This is a genomic window from Vibrio profundi (assembly GCF_043642225.1).
GTDB lineage: Bacteria > Pseudomonadota > Gammaproteobacteria > Enterobacterales > Vibrionaceae > Vibrio > Vibrio profundi_A.
The window spans coordinates 38,286-58,901 of the sequence record NZ_JBHZSF010000004.1 but is presented as its reverse complement, the minus strand read 5'-3'; the positions used below and the strand labels follow the sequence as shown (position 1 = coordinate 58,901).

At 43.3% G+C, this 20,616-nt stretch carries 18 protein-coding genes, 1 tRNA gene and 1 riboswitch; of the genes, 5 read left to right on the top strand and 14 right to left on the bottom strand.

The features are described from left to right. Positions 1 to 21 precede the first annotated feature (21 nt). The 11 genes from ACHUFI_RS08640 to moaA all read right to left on the bottom strand — a co-directional run bounded on the left by ACHUFI_RS08640 (position 22) and on the right by moaA (position 10,655). Positions 22 to 1,395: a YjiH family protein gene (locus tag ACHUFI_RS08640; RefSeq protein ID WP_394248199.1), complete on the bottom strand. Its 1,374-nt coding sequence runs from the start codon at positions 1,393 to 1,395 to the stop codon at positions 22 to 24. Positions 1,396 to 1,656: 261 nt separating this feature from the next. Further along, positions 1,657 to 2,652 carry a murein tripeptide/oligopeptide ABC transporter ATP binding protein OppF gene (oppF, locus tag ACHUFI_RS08635; protein ID WP_394248197.1) on the bottom strand — a complete coding sequence of 332 codons (996 nt, stop codon included), beginning with the start codon at positions 2,650 to 2,652 and terminating at the stop codon, positions 1,657 to 1,659. After that, complete coding sequence (gene oppD, locus ACHUFI_RS08630; RefSeq protein WP_167494685.1) at positions 2,649 to 3,620, bottom strand: ABC transporter ATP-binding protein; 972 nt, start codon at positions 3,618 to 3,620, stop codon at positions 2,649 to 2,651. Before oppD ends, oppF begins: the two co-directional genes overlap by 4 nt. Positions 3,621 to 3,645: 25 nt before the next feature. Next, positions 3,646 to 4,548 carry an oligopeptide ABC transporter permease OppC gene (oppC, locus tag ACHUFI_RS08625; RefSeq protein WP_394248195.1) on the bottom strand — a complete coding sequence of 301 codons (903 nt, stop codon included), beginning with the start codon at positions 4,546 to 4,548 and terminating at the stop codon, positions 3,646 to 3,648. 15 nt (positions 4,549 to 4,563) lie between these two features. After that, entirely contained in the window at positions 4,564 to 5,484 is a 921-nt protein-coding gene (oppB, locus tag ACHUFI_RS08620) for an oligopeptide ABC transporter permease OppB (RefSeq protein ID WP_394248193.1), read from the bottom strand. Positions 5,485 to 5,603: 119 nt separating this feature from the next. Next, positions 5,604 to 7,235 (bottom strand): ABC transporter substrate-binding protein, encoded by a 1,632-nt coding sequence (locus ACHUFI_RS08615; protein ID WP_394248191.1) that lies wholly within the window; start codon positions 7,233 to 7,235, stop codon positions 5,604 to 5,606. Positions 7,236 to 7,843: 608 nt separating this feature from the next. Then, positions 7,844 to 8,314, bottom strand: a complete 471-nt coding sequence (gene moaE / locus ACHUFI_RS08610) for a molybdopterin synthase catalytic subunit MoaE (RefSeq protein WP_394248189.1) — start codon at positions 8,312 to 8,314, stop codon at positions 7,844 to 7,846. Between the two features lies 1 nt (position 8,315). Then, positions 8,316 to 8,561 carry a molybdopterin synthase sulfur carrier subunit gene (gene moaD / locus ACHUFI_RS08605; RefSeq protein WP_394248187.1) on the bottom strand — a complete coding sequence of 82 codons (246 nt, stop codon included), beginning with the start codon at positions 8,559 to 8,561 and terminating at the stop codon, positions 8,316 to 8,318. Continuing rightward, positions 8,558 to 9,037 carry a cyclic pyranopterin monophosphate synthase MoaC gene (moaC, locus tag ACHUFI_RS08600; RefSeq protein ID WP_394248185.1) on the bottom strand — a complete coding sequence of 160 codons (480 nt, stop codon included), beginning with the start codon at positions 9,035 to 9,037 and terminating at the stop codon, positions 8,558 to 8,560. Before moaC ends, moaD begins: the two co-directional genes overlap by 4 nt. Positions 9,038 to 9,048: 11 nt before the next feature. Beyond that, entirely contained in the window at positions 9,049 to 9,561 is a 513-nt protein-coding gene (gene moaB, locus ACHUFI_RS08595; RefSeq protein ID WP_394248183.1) for a molybdenum cofactor biosynthesis protein B, read from the bottom strand. A 104-nt stretch (positions 9,562 to 9,665) separates the two neighbouring features. Then, on the bottom strand, positions 9,666 to 10,655 hold the full coding sequence (moaA, locus tag ACHUFI_RS08590) for a GTP 3',8-cyclase MoaA (RefSeq protein WP_394248181.1): 990 nt from the start codon (positions 10,653 to 10,655) through the stop codon (positions 9,666 to 9,668). Beyond that, positions 10,644 to 10,778, bottom strand: a riboswitch (molybdenum cofactor riboswitch). It overlaps the preceding gene by 12 nt. Positions 10,779 to 10,954: 176 nt before the next feature. Between moaA and ACHUFI_RS08585 the strand changes: the two genes are divergently transcribed. Further along, positions 10,955 to 11,842, top strand: coding sequence for a YvcK family protein (locus tag ACHUFI_RS08585; protein WP_394248179.1), 888 nt, complete (start codon positions 10,955 to 10,957; stop codon positions 11,840 to 11,842). Between the two features lie 30 nt (positions 11,843 to 11,872). On the opposite strand, the gene luxU is transcribed toward ACHUFI_RS08585, so the two are convergent. From luxU to uvrB, 3 genes are all read right to left on the bottom strand, one after another. Next, positions 11,873 to 12,223: a quorum-sensing phosphorelay protein LuxU gene (luxU, locus tag ACHUFI_RS08580; RefSeq protein ID WP_394248177.1), complete on the bottom strand. Its 351-nt coding sequence runs from the start codon at positions 12,221 to 12,223 to the stop codon at positions 11,873 to 11,875. Between the two features lie 14 nt (positions 12,224 to 12,237). After that, on the bottom strand, positions 12,238 to 13,635 hold the full coding sequence (luxO, locus tag ACHUFI_RS08575; protein ID WP_394248175.1) for a quorum-sensing sigma-54 dependent transcriptional regulator LuxO: 1,398 nt from the start codon (positions 13,633 to 13,635) through the stop codon (positions 12,238 to 12,240). A gap of 260 nt (positions 13,636 to 13,895) precedes the next feature. Then, positions 13,896 to 15,926 carry an excinuclease ABC subunit UvrB gene (gene uvrB / locus ACHUFI_RS08570; protein WP_394248173.1) on the bottom strand — a complete coding sequence of 677 codons (2,031 nt, stop codon included), beginning with the start codon at positions 15,924 to 15,926 and terminating at the stop codon, positions 13,896 to 13,898. A 519-nt stretch (positions 15,927 to 16,445) separates the two neighbouring features. Here uvrB and ACHUFI_RS08565 point away from each other — a divergent pair. The 4 genes from ACHUFI_RS08565 to rsxC form a co-directional block, all read left to right on the top strand. Then, a tRNA-Asn gene (locus tag ACHUFI_RS08565) sits at positions 16,446 to 16,521 on the top strand. 345 nt (positions 16,522 to 16,866) lie between these two features. Continuing rightward, positions 16,867 to 17,445 (top strand): electron transport complex subunit RsxA, encoded by a 579-nt coding sequence (rsxA, locus tag ACHUFI_RS08560; protein WP_394248171.1) that lies wholly within the window; start codon positions 16,867 to 16,869, stop codon positions 17,443 to 17,445. A gap of 2 nt (positions 17,446 to 17,447) precedes the next feature. Next, complete coding sequence (gene rsxB, locus ACHUFI_RS08555; RefSeq protein ID WP_394248169.1) at positions 17,448 to 18,041, top strand: electron transport complex subunit RsxB; 594 nt, start codon at positions 17,448 to 17,450, stop codon at positions 18,039 to 18,041. An 8-nt stretch (positions 18,042 to 18,049) separates the two neighbouring features. Next, positions 18,050 to 20,616, top strand: a 2,567-nt coding sequence (rsxC, locus tag ACHUFI_RS08550; RefSeq protein ID WP_394248167.1) for an electron transport complex subunit RsxC, incomplete at its 3' end; no start/stop codon positions are given.

Genomic DNA, 20,616 nt, shown 5'->3' with positions numbered 1-20,616 from the left:
TTAGAAGTTAGACTTTAGATATTAGAAGATCCAATGGGCAATCATCACGATAACAGGCAAGGTAACCAAAGTACGCAATAAGAAAATCGCCACCAACTCAAAGAAGTTAATTGGCACCTTGCTGCTTAAAATTACTGAGCCTGTTTCTGCCATAAAAATTAATTGTGTTACTGATAGCGCCGCGACAATAAACTTTGTCATATCCGCATCAATAGACGAAGCTGCAATGATCGAAGGTACATACATATCAGTAAAACCAACCAACATCGTTTGTGCCGCAGCTTGTGCATCAGGTACATTTAACGCTTCTAGTAAAGGAACAAACGGAGTACCTAAAATGGAAAACAGCGGTGTCGTTTCTGCAACAACTAGACCTAATGTACCTACCGCCATGACGACAGGCAGTACCGATAGCACCATATCTAATGCGTTGTGAATGCCTTCTTTCGCCACTGAACCAAAACTCTTTACTTGATTCGCTCTTTGAAGCGCCAGTTTAAACCCAAACCCGAATATAGATTGCCCTTCAGGTACTAGCTCGTCATCACGATTTGGTTTTGTACCATCAATATACAAGTCTTTCTTGTAAGAAAGCGGTGGTAAAAACTGAATAACCATTGCAGCCAACACACCAGACAAACAAATCGCTAGGTAGAAAGGAACAAAGTAATTTTGTAGACCAACTTGAGTCAGTACAACCAGTGAGAATGAAATACCGACTGGCGAGAACATTGTCGCAATGACTGCTGCTTCACGCGCAGTGTATTTTTTATCTTCGTACTGCTTGCTTGTGAGAATTACGCCTACCGTACCATCACCTAACCAAGAAGACATACAGTCAATGGCTGCACGGCCAGGAAGACGAAATACTGGACGCATGAATTTACTCAGCAGGGTTCCTAATAGCTCGAGCAAGCCAAAGTTAAGTAATAGTGGAAGCAATAAACCTGCAAAAAAGAAAGTCACAAACAAAGAAGGAAGCAGATCATTGAGAACCAGGCCGCCAGTATTCCCGTTCCAAATCATTTCAGGACCAATCTGATGTAGCGCGACTAGCGTAAAAATTGCACCCAATGCACGAATCACTAGCCACACAGGAGTGAGAACAAACAGTCTGGTTAAAAGTTTAGAGTTAATAATGAATGCTGGCTTAAGGATAGTAGCAATAATAGAAGCTACCGCAGAAAAGCAAATAACGGCTGCTACCGTAGGTAGAATCGCTTCACCTAAAATGCTTTTAAAACCTTTCGCTAACAAGGCTAATGGGAAGGTGAACTTCCCATCAATACTTAGTGGTGCAAGGAAGAAAAACAAACCTAGTAATGACGGAATGGCAAATACCAAGATGTTCCGGCTCGCTTTGTGGTTTTCTTGTGTAAAAATTGTTTCGCTCATCTGACTGCTCCCTAGATGACTTAAAATCCACTTATAGTGAATAACTTTGCTTTTCCGGTGATTATATCGATAAAAAGCTTATGCACAAGATTTTTTGAATATTAATTCACTTAAACTACATTTAAAATCAAAATAGTTCACTGTTGCATCACTATTAGAATCTATTTAGCCCCCCTCACTCGAAAGGCACAAAAAAAGCGCGATCCTAATGGAGTCGCGCTTAAGCCCGTCACAGGCTGAATTATTGAAGTGTTTTGGAGATTACACTTCTACATGCAAGCAAGATACTGCGTGAACATCACTACCTTGGATCTTAGGCTTGTTCTGCGCACATGCTTCTGTTGCTTGTGGGCAACGAGTACGGAAAACACACCCAGATGGTGGTTTGATTGGTGACGGCAGATCACCCTCTAGCATTTGAATTTCTTTGTTTCTTTCCAGATTAGGATCTGGAATTGGAACCGCAGACATCAGTGCTTTCGTGTATGGGTGTTTTGGATCAGCGAATAAAGCTTCCGCTTCACCAAGTTCCACTGCATTACCTAGGTACATTACTAAAACACGGTCAGAGATATGTTTCACTACTGAAAGGTCATGCGCAATGAATACTAAGCTTAAGCCTAGCTCTTTTTGCAGTTCTTTCAGAAGGTTTACTACCTGAGCTTGAATCGATACGTCTAGTGCTGATACTGGCTCATCACAGATGATCATCTTTGGACGCAAGATAAGCGCTCGCGCGATACCGATACGTTGACATTGACCACCTGAGAATTCGTGTGGGTAACGGTTGATAACGTTAGGAAGTAGACCAACCTTCGCCATCATCTCTTTAACTCTGTCTTTTACTTCCTGCTTAGAAAGCTCTGGATAGAAAGTCTCTAGAGGCTCTGCAATGATGTCACCAACAGACATACGAGGGTTAAGCGAAGCCAGTGGGTCTTGGAAGATCATCTGAATCTCTTTACGAGTTTCACGACGTTGAATTTCTTCCATTTTAGTTAGGTCTTGCCCTAACCACATTACTTCGCCTTCCGTTGCTTCTACTAAACCAATGATTGCACGTGCAAACGTTGATTTACCACAACCAGATTCGCCTACAACGCCTAGTGTTTCACCTTCATATAGGTGAACATCAACACCATCTACCGCTTTAAGGTTCGACGGCTTAGACCAAGGCCATGCAGATTTCGCTGCAATGCTGAAGTGTACTTTTAGATTTTTGATATCTAATAAAAGTGATTTATCTACTGCGCTCATTTTGTCCAAGCCTCCCAATCAGAAAAACATGCACGCTGACGTCCATCACCAAATGGTTGTAGGATTGGTGCTTCTTGCTTACAACGGTCTACTACACGGTGGCAACGCTCTTGGTAAGGGCAGCCTGTTGGCAGACGAAGTAAGTTAGGTGGGTTGCCTGGGATAGTCGGCAGAATTTCACCCTCTGTATCCAAACGCGGGATAGCTTTTAATAGACCTTCCGCGTATGGGTGACTTGGCTTATAGAAAATTTCATCTACCGTACCGTATTCCATTGTACGACCTGCGTACATGACTAGAACCTTGTCACATGAACCAGCTACAACGCCCAAGTCGTGAGTAATCATAATGATTGCCGTATTGAACTCATCTTTCAGCTCGTTTAGCAATTCCATGATTTGTGCTTGAATCGTTACATCTAGTGCGGTTGTCGGTTCATCAGCAATCAGCAGCTTAGGACGACATAATAACGCCATCGCGATCATTACACGCTGACGCATACCGCCAGAGAATTCATGTGGGTACATGGTAATACGCTTGCGAGCTTCAGGGATTTTCACCGCTTCAAGCATGCGTACCGATTCTTCAAATGCTTCCGCTTTACCCATGCCTTTGTGCAGCATCAGTACTTCCATTAACTGATCGCTAACCTTCATGTATGGGTTAAGCGAAGTCATTGGATCTTGGAAGATCATTGCGATCTGCTCAGCACGAACTTTGTTCAGCTCTTTTTCTGGCAGATTTAGGATTTCATTACCTTCAAACTTTGCGCTACCTGAGATAATACCGTTTTTAGCCAGTAGACCCATTAAAGCAAATACAGTTTGAGATTTACCTGAACCCGACTCACCTACAATACCAAGGGTTTCACCCTGTTTTAGTGAGAAGTTCAGATCGTTTACTGCGGTTACGATACCATCTTGCGTGGTGAATTCGACTCGCAGATCTTTGACATCTAATAAGCTCATCATTGCTTCCTCAATCTTTTAATAATTATCTGTCTTTAGGGTCAAGCGCATCGCGCAGGCCGTCACCAACATAGTTGAAGCAGAAAAGTGTCACTACCATGAACGCTGCAGGGAATGCCAGTTGCCAAATAGCAACTTCCATCGTTTGCGAGCCTTCTTGTAGCAATGCACCCCAACTAGTCATCGGCTCTTGAACACCTAGACCAAGGAAAGATAGGAATGATTCAGTCAGAATCATGCTTGGGATCAATAGCGTTGAGTAAACCGCTACGATACCTAGTACGTTTGGAACGATATGGCGAGTAATGATCTTCCATTTGCTCACGCCACAAACGTGCGCTGCTTCAATGAACTCTTTACTACGTAAGCTTAGCGTTTGACCACGTACAATACGAGCCATGTCCAGCCAAGCAATTGCACCAATCGCTACGAAGATAAGTACGATATTACGACCGAAGAATGTTACTAGCACGATTACTAGGAACATGAATGGAACCGCGTATAGGATTTCTAGGATACGCATCATTACTCGGTCAGTACGGCCACCGATGAAGCCTGAAGCTGCACCATAAAGTGTACCGATAAGAACCGCAACGAATGCACCCATTACACCTACCATCAGTGAGATACGGCCACCAACTAGAGTACGAACATACAAGTCACGCCCTAAACTATCGGTACCAAACCAGTGATCAGCGTTTGGACCAACGTGCATTGCATACCAGTCTGTATCATCGTAAGTGTATTGAGCCAGCATCGGTAAGAAGATAACGGCCAATACCATAATAGTAAGAACGAAAAGGCTGATCATTGCAGCTTTGTTACGCATAAAACGAATACGCGCATCTTGCCACAAACTACGACCTTCAATTTCTAAGTTCTCAGAGAACTTCTCGATTGCTTCTAAGTTTTCTTTTTTCGTCAACATAACCATACGTCCCTGTTAGTAGCGAATTTTCGGGTCAATTACAGCCAGCAAAATATCAACAATTGCGTTGAATAAAATGAATAGGAAACCAATCAAAATGGTTACACCCATTACTAGCGAGTAATCACGGTTGAATGCTGCGTTTACGAATAGCTTACCAATACCTGGTAGACCAAAGATGGTTTCAACAACAACAGAACCGGTAATGATACCTACGAAAGCAGGACCCATGTAAGAAACTACAGGAAGCATAGCTGGTTTAAGAGCATGCTTTAGGATGATGTAACGGTAGCTAAGACCTTTAGCACGAGCAGTACGGATGAAGTTACTGTTCAGTGTTTCGATCATTGAGCCACGCGTAATACGAGCAAATGTTGCAACGTATAGTAGTGACATAGCAATTACTGGCAACACTATGTAGATAAAGCCGCCGCCATGCCAACCACCAGCTGGGAATATATTCCAGTGCAGTGAGAACAGATAGATTAACGCTGGTGCTAATACAAAGGACGGCATAACCACCCCAAGCATCGCCGTCGACATAATGGTGTAGTCGACCCAGGTATTGTGCTTCAAGGCGGCAATGGTTCCGACCGTTACCCCCATGATAACTGTGAAGATAAACGCAATGAAACCAACTTTCGCTGAAACAGGTAGTGCGACAGAAATTAGTTCATTTACGGTGTAATCTTGGTATTTGAATGACGGGCCAAAATCACCTTGCAAAATATTGGTCAGGTAAGTGGTGTACTGTTCAAATACAGGTTTATCTAAGCCATATTTAGCTTCGATGTTAGCCATAACTTCTGGCGGTAATGGACGCTCGCTTGAAAACGGGTTACCCGGTGCGAAACGCATAAGAAAGAAAGATATAGTGATCAAAACCAACATGGTTGGGATCGCTTCAAATATCCGTTTCATAATGAATTTAAGCATAAACTCACTCTTTCAGTCTGTGACAATTAAAATTAGAAAGACACTACATGTACCAAATAGGCACATGCAGAGTCTGTAGTCGTTATTTTTATATACTTTTGGTATCTAAGCTTAGTTGATTACTGAGCCTTGATATAAAGATCTTTAGAGAAGATTTTCTCTTCCGCGTTGTTTGCTGGGAAACCACCAACTTGCGGATTAAGTAGACGTGAACGTACGTACTGGTAGATTGGAGCGATTGGCATGTCGTCTGCCATCATTTTTTCAGCTTCTAGGTAGATAGCTGTACGCTCTTCTTCTGAAGTAGATTTTAGTGCTTTTTCGATTAGAGCATCGTATTCAGCATTACCCCAGTGTTGACCACCAGTTGTGTTCTTACTAACCATAAGAGTTAGGAAAGAAGATGCTTCGTTGTAGTCACCACACCAACCAGCACGTGCAACTTCGAAGTCACCTTGGTCTTTAGAGTCTAGGTAAGTTTTCCACTCTTGGTTTTCAAGAGTAACTTTAAGACCTAGTGTCTTCTTCCACATAGAACCTAGTGCTACCGCAATTTTCTTGTGGTTTTCGTTCGTGTTGTAAAGAAGAGTGAACTCTAGAGGATTACCTTTGCCGTATCCTGCTTCTTCAAGTAGACGTGCTGCTTCTGCGTTACGCTCTTTCTGAGATAGAGTACCGTACTTAGACATTTCTGGGTTGAAGTTCGCTGTGATTTCCGGAGTTAGGAAGTAAGCTGGCTTCTGGCCTTGGCCTAGGATAGCGCCTGATACGATGTCACGGTCGATTGCGTAAGAGATCGCTTTACGAACACGAACGTCATCGAAAGGTTTTTTGTTAGTGTTGAATGAGTAGTAGTAAGTACATAGGCTACCTTCAACAGAAACTGATTCTGCATGCTCTTTCTTCAAGCGCTTGAAGTGCTCTGTAGGAAGAGTAGAAGTAAAGTCGATTTCACCAGATAGGAAGCGGTTCATTTCCGCTACTTGGTTTTCGATTGGTAGGAAAGTAACTTTGTTTAGAACTGTTTTGTCGTTATCCCAGTAGTTCTCGTTACGTACCATTTCTAGACGCTCGTTCACAACCCAGTTGTTTACAACGAACGCGCCATTACCTACGAAGTTACCTGGCTTAGTCCACTGGTCACCGTGCTTCTCAACAGTACCTTTATGAACAGGTTTCATTGTTGTGTGGCCAGTCATCATTACGAAGTAAGGAACAGCTGTTTCGAGTTCAACAACAAGCGTACGTGCGTCTAATGCTTTAACACCTAGCTCGCTTTTGTCTTTTTTGCCCGCGATGATGTCTTTCGCGTTCACCATCTTCGTGTATTCCATGTACCACGAGTAAGGAGAAGCAGTAGCAGGATCTACAGCACGTTGGAAGCTGAATACGAAATCGCCTGCTGTTACAGGATCGCCGTTAGACCATTTAGCATCTTCACGTAGATGGAAAGTGAACGTTTTGTTGTCTGTCGTTTCCCAGCTTTCAGCTACGCCAGGAATAGTGTTGCCGTCTGCATCTTGATTCACTAGACCTTCTAGTAAGTCGCGAATTACGTGAGACTCTGGTACACCTTGAGATTTGTGAGGGTCAATTGTCGCAACTTCAGTACCGTTACCACGAACAAGTTCCTGAACTTTTGCTAATTTTGTACCAGCTGGAACGTCAGCCGCGATAGAAGTAGTAGAAGTGGCAGCCACTGCCAAACCAGCACCTAGAAGAAGGGCCTGAGTGATTTTATTCTTGTACATGCATTAAACTCCAAGTTTTTGTATTGCATCCATGACTTCTTTGTACGGTTCACTGAACGGATAGTGATTTAGATTTATTTAGCTCAATTCTTAAGCACAAAAATCTAAAACCTTACAAAGATTGCGGCACACACTATCAATCATTGAAGTAATTTGCCATAAAAAACTGGCAGAAAATCGGATAATTCTCCGATAACTCCAATGAGTCAGCATAAAATCCTATGGATAGATCATTTACCAGTTATTAGACCAGTCACCATCTGAGAATTGCAGCCGTTAGTGTTGATACCTCTAGCAAGTAACTTATTTTTAGCATCTTATGCTAGAAGTTGGTGTAAAAATTAACATTAATGACACATGAAATCTAATTATGGCTCACATATATCCTATGTCATCTACTTTAATTGTGAGGAAAATCACCCTAAGTAAAACAGGATAAAAAACCAATAATCAGCGAGGCCTATATCAAACTGGTTAATATGCATTTTGTAAATAAATATTCCATACGTACTAGTACAGATCATTTATTTAAAAAGAAGCCATACTGTGCTTTTAATTTTCAGATATAAAAAAACCGGCTAAAAAACCGGTTTTTATAATTATTTTTATCAATTAGACCAACGTTTAGCGGCCTCGGCATCTGAATCTCTAGATTCGACCCATCGAGTTTCGTTTGTAGTGCGTTCTTTCTTCCAAAATGGAGCCTTAGTTTTGAGAAAGTCCATCACAAACTCGCAAGCTTCAAAAGCCGCACCTCGATGCGCGCTTGATACACCCACGTATACGATTTGATCGCCTATATCGAGATCACCAACACGATGAATCACGCGTATTTTTTGTATAGGCCAGCGGGACTCAGCTTGGTCGCAAATCTCTAAGAGAGATTTTTCGGTCATACCCGGATAATGCTCCAACGACAATCCAATGACATTGTCCCCTAAGTTCATATCACGAACTTTGCCAACAAACGTAACTACCGCTCCCGCGGACGTGCCTTGAGCTAGTAAATCGTATTCAGCACCTACATCGAAATCGTCAGCAGTTACTAACACTCTTTGAGCGGTTTTTGCATTCACCATATTAGCCCCCAGTAACTGGTGGGAAAAAAGCGACTTCATCCCCATCTTTCACTTCGGTAGTAAGAGGAACAATCGATTGATTTAGAGCGGCAAGTAGCTTGCCTTCTTCTAATGCAATGTCCCATTTACCTTCTTTCTCGACAAGGTGGCTACGGATCGCTTCAATAGTGTTAAATTGCGCCTCTACTTGTAAGCTATCAACACCAACAAGTTCACGAGTTTGAGCAAAGAAAAGTACAGTAATCATGAATCCACCTTAAAGTGACCTGATTTTCCACCTGTTTTCTCTAACAGACGTACATTCTCAATCACAATATCTTTTTGTACCGCTTTGCACATATCGTAGATTGTTAATGCAGCAACTGAAGCGGCTGTTAACGCTTCCATTTCTACGCCAGTCTTCCCAGCAAGTTTGCACACCGATTCAATGCGAACCTTGTTTTCTGATTCAATCGCTTCTAGCTGCACTTCTACCTTAGTAAGTAAAAGGGGATGACAAAGCGGAATTAAGTCCCACGTTTTTTTAGCGGCCTGAATGCCAGCTATACGTGCCGTCGCGAATACATCACCTTTATGGTGGCTGCCCGAAACAATCAACTCGAGTGTTTCTGCCGACATTTGTACATAAGCTTCAGCTCTCGCTTCACGCACTGTTTCAGCCTTAGCAGAAACATCAACCATGTTAGCTTCACCAGAAGCATTAATGTGAGTAAATTGGCTCATGCTTAACCACCTTACACTGAAAGGTGTGGCATGAAGTTACATGGACGGTGGCTTGCATCCATTTGTTGTTTAATAATTTTCGTCCAGCCCGTACGACACGCACCTGTCGAACCTGGCATTGCAAAGATAACGGTATGGTTGGCAAAGCCTGCGATCGCACGCGATTGAATCGTTGAAGTGCCGATCTCTTCATAAGATACCTGACGGAAAAGCTCACCGAAACCTTCAACTTGCTTATCAAATAGAGGGACTAGCGCTTCCGGAGTGCTGTCACGAGAAGTAAAGCCGGTTCCACCAGTAATCATTACCGCTTGTACTGATTCGTCGGCGATCCACTGAGATACAATCGCACGAATCTTATACATGTCATCGATAACGATTTTCTTGTCAGCTAGTACATGACCCGCTTCTTGCAATTGCTCTGCTAAGTAGCCACCTGAAGTATCATTTTCTTCTGTGCGAGTGTCTGAAACTGTTAGAACTGCAATGTTTGCTGGTTGGAATTTACTTTCTGCGTGACCCATTTGTTCACCTTTTCAATCTGATTAATATGTTGATTCTGAGGAGCAATGAAACACGCGACGATGTCCCATTGCTAAAAATTTGGTTGGTTTTTTAAACCTGAGCCCTAGCCACCTATCGATGCGAGATGCGGAGTCATCCCGCTATTTCCATCATGAAGGAAGTGACTGACTGATTTAGTTTGTAACTGTGCTTGAATTCGGGCGATTAGCTCGGCTTCTTGAGTGTCGCTTTGTAACAAGTCACGCATTTCAACGCCTTCATCACCAAACAAACACAAGTGAAGTTTGCCTTTAGCTGAAATACGTAGTCGATTGCAACTTGCACAAAAGTCTTTTTCATATGGCATGATAAGACCAATTTCACCCTGATAATCTGGATGAACAAATACCTGCGCGGGGCCATCGTTAGCTGCTTTAACTTTCAATAGCCAGCCATTCGCAATCAAGTGATTACGTATCGCGACACCAGATACATGATGCTTATTGAACAGTTCATCCATCTCACCTGTCTGCATCAATTCAATGAAGCGAAGTTGAATTGGACGATCTTTAATCCAATTTAGAAAGGCAGGGAGTTCATGACTGTTCAAGTCTTTCATCAATACGACATTAACTTTGACTTGCTCGTAGCCGACCTCAAAGGCGCGGTCAATGCCCGCCATCACCTCTTTGTATTTGTTCTCACCCGTAATTTGGTGGAACATTCGAGGGTCTAAACTATCAACGCTGACATTAATGTGTGTCAAACCAGCATCTCGCCAATCACCAACGTGCTTTTCCATACGATAACCATTGGTCGTCGTTGCAACTTTCTGAATGCCTTCAGTACTTGCGACTGTATCAATGATTTCTAAAAAGTCTTTACGTAAGCTCGGCTCTCCGCCTGTGATGCGGATTTTTGTCGTTCCGCAATCGGCAAAAGCTGTCACGACACGCTTGATTTCTGGAACCGTTAAAAAGGACGAGTTTTTTTGCCCCGAAGGTTTATAGCCATCAGGTAAGCAGTATGTACATTTGAAGTTACAGACGTCTGTAACTGACAAGCGTAAGTAATAGAACTTACGTTGGAATTTATCTTCGAATTGTTGCGCCACGGAACACCTTTCCAAACACGGGAGGCATAATCATTTCCAATTATGCCCTTGTGACAACATGTCACTGGCTCTGAACGCTTATCTCAGGGACTTAGCGAGCAGAGCTCGGAGCTATGGCAACTATTGTTCACAATATTGTATCAATAGTAGCTACCGTTAAAATACTTAATATTTGTAAGTGAATCTAGCCTTAAAGCGAAAAAACTATACTAACACCTCAATTTAACTCCTATTGAGTACCTGATATGAACCAGTTACTCTAAATTATAGTGGGTTATAAATAATTAAGAACAAACTTCATGGATATCTATTCTTCAAAGAAAATCGTCGCAATTGGCGGGGGCCACGGCTTAGGTCGAATGTTAGCAGCACTTAAAGATTTTGGTAGTAATGCTACGGGTATTGTGGCAACAACAGATAACGGCGGCTCGACAGGTCGAATTCGAGATTGCCAAGGAGGGATAGCCTGGGGTGACACTCGTAATTGCATCAATCAACTGATAACGGAACCTTCGATTAGCTCAATGATGTTCGAGTACCGTTTTAGAGGACAAGGTGAACTGCACGGACACAATCTTGGTAACTTGATGCTCACTGCACTTGATAATCTCTCAGTTCGACCATTAGAAGCAATCAACCTAATACGAAACATGCTTAAGGTTGATGTTAATATAGTACCGATGTCTGAGCATCCATCCGATCTCACTGCCCTGTCGATGGACGGACGTCTTGTGACTGGCGAAACGAATGTTGATGATATGCCCGAAGAGTTAAGACGCCTAGACCTTTCACCCGAAGTGCCTGCGACTAAAGAAGGCGTGGCTTCAATCGAAGAGGCGGATATCATCATATTGGGCCCAGGAAGTTTCCTCACCAGTATTATGCCTCCACTGCTTCTCCCAGAAATCGGTAAAGCCATAGCAGAGAACACAAATGCCAAGGTTATTTTTGTCGAAAATTTATCGCCGGAACATGGTCCGGCAGGCCGTATGACTCTCCAGGATAAACTGGAGTGGTGCGAACGCTCATGCCAAGCCCGTAAAATTGATGTCGTACTCGGCGATACCCCCCATCCAGAATTAGAAGGACTATGGAACTGTGTGACGGTAGAGCTCGCTTCACCAAATCGGGACTGGCGTCACGACCGGGGTAAGCTTCAGCAAGCGATAGAATCTCAAGTCCGATAATTAAAAAAGGAGCCTTCTGGCTCCTTTTATTTACGCTTGAAGTTCATTAAGTAACGCGAGGTATTCAACTTGCGTTTCTTTAAGCAATGCAAGAATTTCATGAGTATCTTCCACCTCATCAATGTTCTGCTTCAACTTAACTCTAGCATCAATATTATGCGCATAACCGCAAAGCTTATCCGCTCCGAAACTGGCAGCGCTGCTTTTTAGTGCGTGACTAATTTCAGCTAAGTACTGCGGCACATCAAGTAAAGTTCCTGAGCTTAAGCTATCTATATACAGTGTGAGTTCACCCAAAAATATATCGAGTAACACTGGTACATTTTCTTCACCAATCTCCCCTGCTAACTCTTTTATCTTTTGCTGGTTCAAGGTCTTCATCTTCACGCCTTAATTTATAGTTTTTGTTCTTTTGTGTTCCACGCCTGAAGTTTGCGGTAAATCGTCGAAGGGCTAACATCTAAAAAGCCAGCGGCTCGTGGTATATTTCCGTCACACGCTTTTATTGCTTGCTCAATCGCGGTTTTTTCTGTAATCCAAAGTGGGAAAATATCTTTCACCGTCACGTCTTCATCCAACTTCGCTTGTAAACGTATACTGTTTTCTATCGGTTGGTTTAGCGGTGGTGGCAGCATTCCTAACCCAATTTCCTTACCATTATTGAGCACCACAACATTACGCAAAACATTTTGTAGTTGCCTAACATTCCCGGGCCACTCGTACTGGTTGAAACGATCGATTACTTCTTGAGAAAAACGTACAAATGCTTTGCCTTCTTCGTTAGACATATAACCGAGTAACGAGTAAGCGATTTCAATCACATCCTCACCACGCTCTCTCAACGGTGGCAGATGCAATGGGATCACGTACAAACGATAGTATAGGTCTTCTCTAAAGCGTCCTTCTTGTACTTCTTTCCACGGATCCCTATTCGTCGCACAGACAAATCGAACATCCACACTCTTCATCTTTGATGAGCCTACCTTTTGGAAGGTACCAGTTTGAATAAAACGCAGTAATTTAGTTTGAAGGTCGAGATCCATTTCGCATAATTCATCTAGGAACAGCGTTCCTCCGTCGGCCAGCTCTGCAGCACCTTGCCTATCTGTCGCCGCTCCAGTAAACGCGCCTTTAACATGACCAAAGAGCTCGCTTTCAATCAGATCTTTAGGAATCGCCGCACAGTTAATAGCAATAAATGGTTTATCTCCCCTTTTACTCGCAGCATGCACCGCTTCCGCGCACACCTCCTTACCCGTACCACTTTCACCGGTAATAAAGATACTGGCTTTACTGGACGCCGCAGAATCAATAGTCCGATAAACTTGCTGCATCGTTTGGCTACTGCCAATAAACCCTTGGTAATTCTGATTGCCGGGATGTTCCGTACTATTTTTGAGCTTAGTGGCTTTTCGAATGGCATTATTTACTGTGATTCTTAGACGGTCAGCTTCACAGGGTTTAATAAGGAAATCTTGAGAACCATGGCGCATTGCTTCGACAGCAGTGTCAATAGAGCCATGGGCAGTCATGAAAATTACAGGGACTTCTGGATATTTTTGCTTAACCGCGAACAGTACGTCCATTCCTGTCATGTCTGGTAAGCGAAGGTCAAGTAGGATAAGATCCGGGATTCGGTGAGACAGGCTTTCGATAGCTTCACGGCCAGTGCCCACGATATTAATATCGATTTCCAAGGGTGTTAAATAGGATCGATATAACGCAGCAACTGATGCGGTATCTTCTACCATCAATAAATACTTTGATTTATTGTCTAATATTTTCTGTTGCATAGCCTAGCCAATTAATATTTGCATTTTTTATAATAATCGCATTCCGCTTTGCAATATGCAAATTACTCATCGTTATTTCTGCGATACAAATAATAATTTTCTTTAGATTCAACGTACTAGAAATGGCATATGAAATGCTATATGACTAATGACCTTCGGGTCACCTAGCCAACTGACGTTGTTAGTAGATACACATATCTACAAATATGTGCCAGTAGAATGAATTACTACTGGCAATTTTTTGTGTTCATTAATCTAGGTTAGCTATTAGCAATAAATTGCTTCCGAAGATTTTCAATCTCATCTCGTTTTTGAGCCGCGAGTTCAAACTCCAAATTTTGGGCGTGTTGATACATTTGCCCTTCAAGCTTACTGATCTCTTTATCTAACTGTTGAGGTGTCAAGACTTCATAAGTCGCTGAAGGCTCGGCTACCTTTGATAACGGCACTTGCTTTGAGACACGCTGCTGTTTCGATTTGGTGATATCACCAAGCTCCATAATATCTTTGATATTTCGTTTTAGCGATTGCGGTGTAATGCCTTGTTGTTCATTGTATTCTTGCTGCTTAATACGGCGACGTTCAGTCTCGTCCATCGCCTTTTTCATCGACTTAGTTATTTTGTCTCCATACAAAATGGCTTTGCCGCTAATGTTTCGAGCTGCACGACCAATTGTCTGTATTAAAGAGCGTTCAGAACGTAAGAAGCCTTCTTTATCAGCGTCTAAAATTGCGACTAAAGAAACTTCCGGCATATCCAAGCCTTCACGAAGTAAGTTAATACCCACCAAGACATCAAACTCACCAAGCCTTAAATCTCGAATAATTTCTACCCTTTCAACGGTATCAATATCTGAGTGTAAATAACGGACCTTCACGCCGTGTTCATTCAAGTACTCAGTCAAATCTTCAGCCATTCTCTTAGTGAGCGTAGTCACCAAAACTCGTTCGTCTTTAGCTTCACGAATTCTAATTTCTGATAGTAAATCATCAACTTGAGTGGCGACGGGACGTACTTCCAATTCAGGATCCAGTAACCCGGTTGGCCTAACTACCTGATCTGCAATCTCATCGTCAGATTTTTCTAATTCATAATTGCCAGGCGTCGCCGAAACAAAGATCGTTTGTGGGGCGATAGATTCAAATTCTTCAAAGCGCATTGGTCGATTGTCTAGTGCAGACGGCAAGCGAAATCCAAACTCAACCAATGTTTCTTTTCTGGATCGATCACCTTTATACATTGCTCCAATTTGCGGGACAGTGACGTGCGATTCATCAATGATTAACAAACCGTCGTTAGGCAAATAGTCAAATAGAGTCGGCGGGGCCTCGCCTTCTGCACGCCCACTTAAATAACGCGAGTAGTTTTCTATCCCTGAACAAAAACCAAGTTCATTCATCATTTCAATATCAAACTGGGTGCGCTGAGAAATACGCTGTTCTTCGAGCAATTTGTTATTGTCTTTCAGGTGCTTTTGGCGATCACGTAACTCATCTTTAATTTGCTCAATGGCGTCCAGAATTTTCTCTCGCGGAGTCACATAGTGTGTTTTAGGGTAAATCGTATACCGAGGGAGATCCCGTTGCTTCACAGCACCAGTTAAAGGATCAAAAACGCTGATGCAGTCGATCTCATCATCAAACATTTCGATTCTAACGGCATCTTGTTCTGATTCAGCAGGAAAGACATCGATAACCTCTCCACGAACCCTAAATTGCCCGCGCTCGAATGCAACATCATTACGCTTATATTGAAGCTCTGCGAGTCGACGAAGAATATCGCGTTGGTCCATGGTATCCCCACGAGAAACATGCAACATCATCTTCAAATAAGACTCAGGATCACCCAAACCGTAAATAGCAGAAACAGACGCAACGATAATCGCATCTTTTCGTTCAAGTAATGCTTTAGTAGCCGATAAGCGCATTTGCTCAATATGAGCATTCACTGACGCATCTTTTTCTATAAACGTGTCGGTAGTAGGTACATATGCTTCCGGCTGATAATAGTCATAGTACGAAACAAAATATTCGACAGCATTGTTCGGGAAAAATGATTTCATTTCTCCATAAAGCTGCGCTGCCAAGGTTTTATTTGGTGCCAATAAGATTGCTGGCCTTTGTGCTTCAGCAATCACATTCGCAAGCGTAAAGGTTTTACCTGACCCCGTAACACCAAGTAAGGTTTGGTGAGCAAGGCCTGAGTCTAATCCATCCAATAATTTTCTAATCGCCGTCGGCTGATCACCCGCCGCACTGTAATCAGAAACTAAATCAAATACCTTGCTCATAGGTCTCTTTCCATACTGTGTTTATAATCAGGTCATTGTCACTCTTAGCTAGGTTTAGATGCAAGCCCAAATATAAAAAATTAGATCATAAAATACACTTATAAGTGCTAGCATTTATTCTGAACTATTGATATTATTCTTCGCCCCACAAGCTTCACCTCCCTTATAGCACGATATTTTCATCCACGCCTTTTCCCCAAAAAGTCGACATTCGTTACATTTTTGATCATTTTTCACACAAAATCATTTTTTACCCACAATCAAGAGACTTCATTTGAATTCAATACTTTCAATGAGTTAAGTGCAAGTTAGAAAAATCACTTGTTGTCTAATTCATTGATAATTACTTTGTTAAAGATCCACACACATACTTATCCACAAATTTGGTGGATAACTAGGGTGAAGCCAATAACGATAAGGCCTGCAAGAAAGTAAAGATTTAATAGCGAATTTTTTCTGTTATTTTTTATTGACAGCCAATAAGTCAAACTTTATTATTCGCCCCGCTTTCGAAGCAATTCCCCCTTAGTTCAGTTGGTAGAACGGCGGACTGTTAATCCGTATGTCGCAGGTTCGAGTCCCGCAGGGGGAGCCAAATTCAACAAAAACGCCCAATCAATCGATTGGGCGTTTTTGTTTCTACTTCCCATGCCTTCTGCTCATTAATCGCTTTATCCCTTTCTATCTTCCACAACATACAACACGCCTAAAAACCACACGAATTTCAGGTTTTTATACAGTAAAACTCGCCTCTCTACTCATCGCATCAAAACAAAGCTCAGTTCCCCGACAATACGCCGTTTAGCTGACAATTTTCTACTTCCTGCAATAAATGCGTGTAAATTTTCACCAACTATAGAAAACCTTACTGATCCTTAGTTGTTATTAGCTCTACAAAGCAGGATAATATTGTGATCGGAATTTAAAAAAATAATCCACTATGACCGAATATCTTTTGTTATTGGTTGGCACTGTGCTGGTCAATAACTTTGTACTTGTGAAGTTTTTGGGCCTGTGTCCTTTCATGGGCGTGTCTAAAAAATTAGAAACCGCTATAGGTATGGGCCTTGCCACCACATTTGTACTGACGCTTGCGTCGGTATGCTCCTACCTGGTCGAAACTTATATATTGGCACCTTTAGGCATCCAATACTTGCGCACCATGAGCTTTATTTTGGTGATTGCCGTTGTCGTACAATTTACAGAAATGGTTGTCCATAAAACCAGCCCTACATTATATCGTTTGTTAGGGATATTTCTGCCGCTTATTACGACCAACTGTGCCGTACTGGGCGTAGCGCTTTTGAATATTACTGAGAGTCATAACTTCATTGAATCTATCGTTTATGGCTTTGGTGCTGCGATAGGCTTCTCTTTAGTACTCATTCTCTTTGCTTCTATGCGAGAGCGTATTTCTGTCGCAGACGTTCCACTCCCATTTAAAGGCGCATCGATCGCGATGATCACCGCAGGCTTAATGTCTCTGGCGTTCATGGGCTTTACTGGGTTGGTGAAATAACTATGAGTACAATCCTTATCGCTATTCTAGCTCTTGTAGCACTAGCGGCAGTATTTGGTGCCATTCTTGGTTTTGCGTCTATCCGCTTTAAAGTTGAAGCCGATCCAATCGTTGATCAGATTGATTCAATCCTGCCACAAACCCAATGTGGGCAATGTGGTTACCCCGGCTGTAAACCTTATGCAGAAGCTATCGCTAACGGCGATTCCATTAACAAATGTCCTCCAGGTGGCCAAGCAACTATAGAGAAGCTGGCTGACTTAATGGGTGTAGAAGTTGAAGACTCAGCGCACGATCTTAATGACAAAGTTAAGACTGTCGCTTATATCCACGAAGATATGTGTATTGGTTGCACCAAATGTATTCAAGCTTGCCCTGTCGACGCTATCGTCGGCGGCACCAAAGCGCTACACACCGTGATAAAAGATGAGTGCACAGGCTGTGACCTGTGTGTTGCACCATGCCCTACCGATTGTATTGAAATGATCCCACTTGAAACAACGACTGATAACTGGAAATGGCAGCTGAACACCATCCCCGTTATTGATATTACCAACCAAGCTAAAGATGCCACGGCGTCTGACGCACAACAATAGAGGTTGGTATGAACTCATTAATCGAACAGATTCGTTCCGGTTCACTTTGGACGTTCCCTGGGGGCGTGCACCCGGCAGAAAACAAAATTCAATCCAATCAACATGAACTGGTAAGTGCAGCAATACCTGCCGAGATCGTACTGCCAATCAAACAGCATATTGGTAAAGCGGGTAACCTCTTAGTCAACGTTGGAGATTACGTTAAAAAAGGGCAAGCACTCACAGGTTCAACAACCGGTTTTATGCTCCCAGTGCATGCTCCAACATCTGGAATTCTGACGGCTATCGAGCCAAGAACTACCGCCCACCCATCAGGCTTAACCGAAACCAGCTTCGTGATCAAACCTGATGGCTTAGACGTTTGGGGCGAAAAGCACCCGGTTCCCGATTACACCCAACACAACGCTGATGAATTACTCGATATAATTCGCCAGGCCGGTATTTCTGGTATGGGTGGCGCAGGTTTTCCTACCGCAAAAAAAATTCAATCCGGTCTGGGCAGAACTGACATATTGATCGTTAATGCTGCAGAGTGTGAGCCCTATATCACGTCGGACGACAGATTACTTCAAGACCATGCAGATCAGGTAATTCAAGGAATCGAGATTGTCGAACATATCTTGAAGCCAAAACTGACAGTCATCGGCATAGAAGACAACAAACCAGATGCAATCAAAGCCCTAGAAAAAGCGGCACAAAGTAAAGATATCGTCATTCGCGTAATCCCAACTAAGTATCCTTCTGGTGGCGAAAAGCAGCTAATCAAAGTCCTAACAAACAAAGAAGTTCCTGTTGGGGGAATACCAGCAGACATTGGCGTACTCGTTCAAAATGTCGGCTCGTTGTACTCAATTAAGCGCGCTATCATTGATGGCGAACCCGTCATTAGCCGTGTGGTAACGCTAACCGGAAAAACATTTAAGCAACCTCGTAACGTTTGGGCATTACTGGGTACTCCAGTTCAGGCCTTACTTGATGAGTTTGGTTACAAAGCGGATAAAAAGCTCCCGCGCTTGATCTTGGGTGGACCAATGATGGGTTTCACCTTACCCCATGCACATGTTCCAATCACCAAAGCGTCTAACTGTATTCTTGCGCCTACTCGTAAAGAAATTGCGCCGAGCGAATATGAGATGGAATGTATTCGTTGTGGGCAATGTGCTGAAGCCTGCCCTGCCTCTTTGCTCCCTCAGCAATTGCAATGGCACGCTAAAGCTAACGAGTTGGATAAATGTGAAGAGTTAAACCTGAAAGATTGTATTGAATGTGGCGCTTGCGCATTTGTATGCCCGAGTGAAATTCCGCTTGTTCAGTACTATCGTCAGGCCAAAGCTGAAATCCGAACTCGCCAACATGAAGCACAAGCTGCTGAACGAGCTAAAGTTCGTTTTGAAGAAAAAAATGCTCGTATGGAACGAGATAAGGCTGAGCGAGAAAATCGATTTAAAAAAGCCGCAGATAACCGCCGTAAAGAGATGAAATCTTCTGACGGGGATGATGCCATCGCTGCTGCAATTGCCAGAGTGAAAGCACAGAAAAACTCTACAGCATCCGAAGAGCCATCAGTGAAACCAGCGGTTGCCGCCGCAATAGCGAAGGCAAAAGCAAAACAAGCCGCAGCTCAGAAGGAAGGCACTGTTCTTCCTGACAACTCAGAGGTGGCTAAGCTCAGAGAAGAGCGTAAAAAGCTTGCACGTGAAAGAAAATCTCAACGTGCAACGACCGATAACGAAGAAAACACCTCTGAAGCTGATGATAAAAAATCAGCAGTTGCCGCTGCAATCGCTCGTGCTAAAGCGAAAAAAGCGCAACAAGCTAACGATGCGGTAGAGTCATCTACAGAGCCTGAAGCGCAAGAAGCGGTAGACCCGAAAAAATCGGCCGTCGCAGCAGCTATTGCACGCGCTAAAGCTAAAAAAGCCCAACAAGCCAACAACGCGGAAGAATCTCCTAAAGAGACTGACGCACAAGAAGCGGTAGACCCAAAAAAAGCAGCTGTTGCAGCAGCAATTGCGCGTGCTAAAGCGAAAAAGGCGCAGCAAGCTAACAACGCGGAAGAATCTCCTAAAGAGACTGACGCACAAGAATCGGTAGAACCGAAAAAAGCAGCCGTCGCAGCAGCAATTGCACGCGCTAAAGCGAAAAAGGCGCAGCAAGCTAACAACGCGGAAGAATCGCCTAAAGAGACTGAAGCACAAGAAGCGGTAGACCCGAAAAAAGCAGCTGTTGCAGCAGCTATTGCCCGCGCTAAAGCGAAAAAGGCGCAGCAAGCTAACGACGTTGCTGAGTCAGCTACAGAGACTGAAGCGCAAGAGGCCGTTGACCCGAAAAAAGCAGCTGTTGCAGCAGCTATTGCCCGCGCTAAAGCGAAAAAGGCGCAGCAAGCTAACGACGTGGCTGAGTCATCTACAGAGACTGAAGCGCAAGAGGCCGTTGACCCGAAAAAAGCAGCCGTCGCTGCGGCAATTGCGCGCGCTAAAGCGAAAAAAGCACAGCAGGCTAACGACGTGGCTGAGTCATCTACAGAGACTGAAGCGCAAGAGGCCGTTGACCCGAAAAAAGCAGCCGTCGCTGC